General features: G+C 42.0%; 3 protein-coding genes. 1 reads left to right on the top strand and 2 read right to left on the bottom strand.

Annotation, left to right across the window (positions count from 1 at the left end; all coding sequences use genetic code 11):
• The coding region (locus tag ACYQ21_RS14135; protein WP_460059196.1) for a transposase at window positions 1-144 on the top strand (144 nt) is incomplete at its 5' end.
• 375 nt (window positions 145-519) lie between these two features.
• Here ACYQ21_RS14135 and ACYQ21_RS14140 read toward each other — a convergent pair.
• Window positions 520-3,336, bottom strand: a complete 2,817-nt coding sequence (locus tag ACYQ21_RS14140; RefSeq protein ID WP_460059193.1) for a mucin-binding protein — start codon at window positions 3,334-3,336, stop codon at window positions 520-522.
• A 519-nt stretch (window positions 3,337-3,855) separates the two neighbouring features.
• Complete coding sequence (locus ACYQ21_RS14145; protein ID WP_460059195.1) at window positions 3,856-6,462, bottom strand: pectate lyase-like adhesive domain-containing protein; 2,607 nt, start codon at window positions 6,460-6,462, stop codon at window positions 3,856-3,858.
• Window positions 6,463-7,043 lie beyond the last annotated feature (581 nt).

Consider the following 7,043-nt stretch of genomic DNA (forward strand, 5'->3'; position numbering starts at 1 on the left):
GTAGAGCCTGCCTTTGCACGTCTGAAGGCTAATTTGGGTTTCACTCGATTTTCGGTCAGAGGCAAAGACAAGGTTAGACAGGAGATTGGTTTAGCTTTGATGGCGATTAATCTCAGAAAACTGATGGCAACCTGTCGGATATAGAAAAAAAGCAGGCTAGAACAATCAAAATTGATTGGATTAGCTTGCTTTTTATTTTACTTTTGTCCCAGCCTCTTTTCTATGCTTGATACCTTACTCGCCAAGTATTTCTCTCTGCTTTTTGTGAGCATGGCAAACATCAGCAGCTCAAAACCTAGCTATCACTCGACTGATGTCGTACCCACCTTCAAGCACTTGGTCTATATGAGTAGACGGAACAGTTGAATGCCGCAGGCGTTTTATCCTACTACTGTCTTCAACTCTCTCATCCTATCCTTTCAAACAAAAATAGCCCCTCAATCGAAAACTTCCGATTGAGGGACTATAGTGTCATCTTATTTTAGTCGCTTAGATGTTGCGTGTTTTGCTGATGACCGATTAGACTTTAGGGCCTGCTACTAATTCCCACGTTAAAGTAGTCGAATAATCGCCCGCTTTAACCTTGCCATTATCTTTTAAATAGAAGCCAGCGCCGTCAGCTTTTTGATTCCACGTACTTGTCGGCTTGATGGTTTCAAGCGTTCCTAGAGGGGCTTGATTGGTGTAATTGTAAACCATCAATGTCCCGCCACCTTCTAAAGAGGTCAGGGCGCCACCATCTGTCACACGGAAGAAGAGTGAATTCGTCAAAGTTTCTTGACCATTTGATGATACAAATGGTGTTGATTGTTTAACAGTTAAATACCAACCATCTTTAACATCTTTACGGTTGTCATCCACAACTAAATCTTTTGAATAAACTGCTGGATAAACTTTCCCTTTGTTTTTAGAGGTGATAATCTGAGTTCCAAAGTCGATATCTGGGACAGTCGTCAGTTGGACATTCCCTTGATATTTATAGACTACTGTACTCGTGATAGTATCTCCACTAGTGACGATACTATTGTAGTGAATCGTTCTGTTTTCCGTCACTTGGGTAATATATCTGCTGTCCAAATCAGGAGCATCAGGAGCATCAAAGGTAATCGTACCATCTGGATCTACCGTAACTTCAGGGATGGTCGGTTTACCTTCTTGATATACAGGTGCTACTGGATTGCGTGTGGCATCACCTTTGACCGAATAATCAGCAAAGTCACTTGTGATTTTAGTCCCTGTTACTTTGTCCACGTAATAAAGATAGTCGACATTGGCAGTTAGAGTATAGTCAGGCTTAGGTACTAGGGCATTCCCACCATCTACACTGTACTTAACTTCATGATTGATTGTTTTTGATTCTTTTTTCTCTTCTGTATCATGGACTAGTTCAACCAGATAAGTTTGGTCGACATTTGGATCGGTATCAAATTTTTCAGAGCCAGCAGCAAAGTTGTTCGATTTTACCGCATAGCCTTGGTTAGTATACGACTTAAGATTTGTCGCCATATCATAAGAGATGAGGGAGTCAGAAACACCACTGAGGTTATCTGTTTTGATATCCGTTCCTGTTGTCACATCTCGATAGACAATCATCGCTTTTTGTCCGTCAGCTTGATAGGTAATCGTGTGTGTTTGAGGGGTCTTATCAGTCGTTGCTTTTAAGTTATCCGTATGGTCTGTTGCTTCTCCCGGAATCCCTAGATTGGCTTGCGCATCGCTGACTGGTTTGCCATCAATCACTGCACGATAGCCCGGAATGGCATATTGACCTGCAAGTGTCGTGAAATCAACATCGGTATTTGACACTTGTTTCTCTGTTGTTGTCGTGCCATCAGGTTTTGTAATCGTTAAGATACGCTCCTGTACTGAAGGCATCATATAAGTTTCAACGAGCTGTTCTTGACTGTCAGTCGTAGCTGTCCCATTGGCTGTGTTATCCATTGCCAGTTTAAAGTCAAGCGTTGAGCCGTCCGCCGCATAGGTCGGACTCGTCACACCAACTCCTGAAATTTGATTCAGATAGTAATAACCTGAAATCCCCGGAACATTGATTGATTTGTTTTCGTTGGTTAGACCTTTAATGTCAATATTTTTGGCTGTAGCCATTTTTTGACCTGTTGCGTTATTAATCCGTTCAACTAAACCAGTCTGCACATCACGCTGATAAGTCACTGTGACACTTCTATCGCCACCGACACTTGGGTTTTGACTGGCAAGGTAAGTATAGCCTTGAGGAGCATCTGGTTTGTCATAGTAGTAAGGTGTCGTGGTATCAGCATTCCCGATACCTAGACGCCCACCCTGTGGCATCAAGACTCTAGAAGGTGCAAATAAAGCATTACCAGCATCATCTTTGAACTCAACTGTCCGGTTGGCAGAGAGATATGAGCCTGTGATAGCTGTTACTGTCGTTCTACTTGTGTACTCACCTTTGCTATCGCTTTTAGCACCATTACCAACAATCCCTAAGTAAACTGGGTCATTCTGATTAATCTTATATTTAACCGATTTTGAAGCTGGAGTGGCTTTAGAGTTATGGTTATAGGTTACTGTCACAATACCTGTCGATACCTTATAGTCAATCGTCGCTTGGATTGTAACATTTTTTCCATTAGTTCCACCACCGAGACTCACGTAGTCTGAATCCCGATAATCTGACTTGTTACCATTTTCAAGAGAGTAGTCTTTACCACTTGACAAAATCGCGACATAGCCACCTGTGTTATGAAAGCCTGAGAACAACATATAATTACCATTATATGAGTTGGTCTTAAGTGAACCTGATGACCCGCCACCATTACCAGTACCAGTACCTAGTTTGCTCACAATTTCATCTGTCGGCACATCCGAAATATAAATCCCTGCCGCACCAATTTGCGCATTAGGTACAGTAATCTCAGCCGAGATAGAGAAATCTTTTTTCGGGTCAAGCGGTTGGTTATAAGCCGCAATCGCATTCGCATCGGTAGCCGAAGGAATGACATAGGTATTCCCAGAAAATCCCGGTGTAATCTTACTGCTGTAGTCTACGAACGCATTATTGGGAAAGTCGCTCGCTACAGATGCAGGGACTTCAAATTCCCCTGTTTTCGCATAGAAATCCGGCTGTAAGATATCACCGCGGTTTAAGAGTGTTGGTGTACTTGCCAAGGCTTCCACGACATCATTGCCTAAATCTTTTTGGATATAAGATAAGACTTTAGGCGTGACCCCTGTTGTTTCTAGTGCGATACCACCGACAACACTCGCTAAGGCAAGGCTGGCATAGAGCCATCTTTTACCTGATTTCCATGCACGATAGTTGGTTTGATTTGCATCCTGTTTTAAATTTCTCATATTTAGCTATCTTTCTGATTACTTAATTTTTTGTTTTTTTAAGAAAGTCTGAACACTTAAAAACCAGTAGTGATTAAGCGTTCCTCCTATCCTCTAACATCCATTATATCCCATTTTGTCAAACTATCCTAATGATATGGTCGGATTTTCTTTAAAATATATCTTTTCGATTTTTATAAAATGAGTATTGGATAGAAATACAAATGACACTTATTATTATACTACTCATTACCTTTTTAAGAACCTCTTTTTTTACAAAAAAACCGATACATAACAAGGTTTTATAGCATACATCTCCTATCGACAAGCTATCACGCTCACACCTATCAAACTGTTGCGAAATTTTTTTCTCAGCTTAGCTATAGTAGCACTTATGATACCAACTGAAAAAGCACCCTGATACAAGCTTAAGCGTCCTCAAAATAAATTAAAAGGTATGCCCCCGAATGATAGGGAGGCATACCTTTTAAATGATTAGCTAAAGTTGTTGTTTTCCGTGTTCCTTTTACGCATGACAGCTTATGCACTAGGTCCTGCGCCTAATGTCCAAGTTAAAACCGTTGAGTAGTCTCCCGCTGCAAGACTCCTATTATCTTGCAGATAGAAACCGACACCATCAGCTTTTTGATTCCAATTACCTATCGGACTCACTGTTTCTAAGATACCCAGACCAGCTTTAGAGGTATGGTCATAAACAACCACGTCACTACCAGTATCTAAAGGTGTCAGGCCACCACCATCTGCCTGACGGAAGAAAAGTGAATTTTTCAAGATTGTCTTACCATCCGTTGATGTCAAAGGTGCTGCTTGTTGCACCGATAGATTCCAGCCATCTTTGATATCCGTCCGATCATCAAGCACCGTTAGCGCACCTTGGAAGTTCGCTGGATAGATTTTTCCTCTATTTTCAGGCGAAAGTACTTGGACACCAAAGTGCAAATCCGGCACCTCAGAAAGTTTAAGAGAGCCTTTATATCTCGGATCATAAACGTAAATCAAGACATGTGAAGCTGTCACAGTATCCGTCACTTTTGTCGTTGTCGGTTGTGTGGCATTCGCTGGCAATTTATTGCTTGGCGCATAAACATAGTTGGTCGGGATATTCGTTTCAGTGTAGAGCTTGCTCGTCCAGTCAATCGTATTCCCAATATGAGCCGGCACATGATTTCCCGCTCGCTCGCTACCAACTGTCGCTTTATCCGTTGCAACAGGCAGTCCTGACAAAGCATCTACGTAGGTATAGGTGATATTTGGATTCCCTTCAGTATAAACATAGATATTATACTCATAAGTCTCCCCCTTCATCGGAACGATTGCATAGTTTGCTTGACCGTAAGCATCGCCGTTATCCGCATCATTGGTCGTATCACCAGTTGATTGGGCATCAGTTTTGGCACTCGGTTTAACTTGCTCATCAATCGCCCATTTATAGCCTACTGGCATCTTGTCAATGGCAAATTCTTTGGTCGCAAGCTTGAAACTCTGACCGACGAAGTTTGTACCGTCAACTAATGGCATATCCGTATCGCCTACTTTGTTCCCATTTTGGTCGATATAGTTTATCTTGATTTCTCCAACACCTGAGCCTTCTATCTTAAATTCGCGTGTCGTGTTGCCAAAGACGTTGGCATCTGTTCTAGGAGAACCATCTTTTCTACTGCCATTTTCCCTGACTTCCAGTGTTTTAAAAGTACTAGTAAAATTAGCTGCACTTGATGAATTATTTGTTCCTGTCCAGCCTTGGATAGTGGCATTCGTAAATAACATTTTACCATTCATAGTATCAACACCGTAAAATATTTTACCCGATTGGCTATTACCATAAGTATTCTGAATCGCCACATGTAGAGAGTTTGGTGAGATGAATCTAATCATAGCTTGCGAAGCTTGGATAGGAGAATAAGAATTCGCCAAGTTTTGCTTGAGTTCTAATTTAAGTCCGGCATTGAAGAAGATATTTTTGCCATAAGCACTTGTTAAAGCATTCCCATTGAGTATTCGAGGAATTTCTATGCTATTCTTTTGACCAAAAGTCCAATTCCCAGTATCTTGTCCAGAACGGATGAAATAGCCGAAATTTTGCTGACGCCAAGTAACATCGTCTCCCGTCGTTACTTCATTATAAACGCCGTCAAGAGATGTAGCATCCTTGGCCTTGCCAGTAGTGTTAAACTGTTCTATGTCAAGTCTAGCGCCATTAGCAATCCGAAGGCCACTAAATTTGCCGACACTACCTGATGGTAAGGCTGCAAATCTAAGCGCTGATGTGTAGATATCCGTAGCATTTCGTTTGAGCGTGACACTGGCGTTATTGGCAATTTCAACACTACCAACACTTCTTACAATCCCACCTGCCATGTCAAAGGTATTATCACCAGAAAAGACAACTCTAGCACCAGTGGCATAGACACCGTGGATTGGGCCTTTAGTTGTCGAAGAAGCATCACTTCTTGACAAACTAAAATGGTGCATATTGACCGTCAGCTTCGTGCCAGTACCACTAGCTGTCACAAGGAAGGATGAGCTATCCGCTGTCGCAGTTCCCGCAATATCTTCTTTAAAGTTGATGTTATTGAAGGTAACGCTAGTTTCTGATGTGACGGCAGCTAATTTCAAGTTCGTACCACCTAAATCAACCGTATGACCATTCCCTTGGACAACGAGGGGGGGCGCACCATTTGGACGCGCAGTCGATGTCATCAATGTGCTTGGGATATCAGCCTCAACCTCAATATACGTGACCTTGCTATCTTTCCAAGCATTTAAGAACTCAGCTAACGTTTTAGGTCTGGTAATCGTGTTATTGGCAATGGCATCAGCTTTAAGCCTTGCATCAGCTGTCACCTCATCTGGTATTTTGACTGTGAGAGATGTCGCTGAGTTATTGTTAGTCGGATGATAGACAACATCTTCAAAGTCAGTCCTTTTACTGTCCGAGTCAGTCCCGACGCTATTGACTGTCCCATTGATAGGGCCAGCGTTCACGACCAGTTCAGTTGGTAGATTACCTAAGAGTGTCGCAAGCGCCATTGTTGCGTATAAGTATTTCCACTTATCTTTGGAAAACAATCGATAACGAACTTTGGATTCTGATGTTATCAGTCTTTTCTTATTTTTTCTGTTCAAATTTAAAATTTTCCTTTACATATATGGATAACTAGTCATTTTCAACTCTCCTATAAGGAGGGGCTCTAGAGTCAAGGGATTGAGGCAGAAGTTCTACGGTTGGTGTCCAGACTTCTACCTCTCCCACTGCTATGTTTTTTAATGACATACTAATGACTACCTTTCTTAAAATAAATATTCATATATAAAATGTTTTATATTCCAAATTCTTTTGTAGTAAGATTTGAATAAAATAACTACTGCCTACTGCCTACTGCCTACTGCCTACTGCCTACTGCCTACTGCCTACTGCCTACTGCCTACTGCCTACTGCCTACTGCCTACTGCCTACTGCCTACTGCCTACTGCCTACTGCCTACTGCCTACTGCCTACTGCCTACTGCCTACTGCCTACTGCCTACTGCCTACTGCCTACTGACTACCTCCTACATTCCTTTCGTTGAATTATCAATTTTGCATATCGTTCTATCTTGTATTACTACTTCTTGACCTCTGTATAGTACCCCTCTGCCCTCCACTCCTCCTGCACAGCCTCTTCTCCCACTACTACATTTCAGTCCCATTCCTCACTCTCTCCGTCC

This window comes from Pseudolactococcus yaeyamensis (assembly GCF_054658615.1).

Excerpts from the sequence above, each read along its gene's own strand:
- ACYQ21_RS14140 (WP_460059193.1), bottom strand. The coding sequence starts at position 3,336 with ATGAGAAATTTAAAACAGGATGCAAATCAAACCAACTATCGTGCATGG.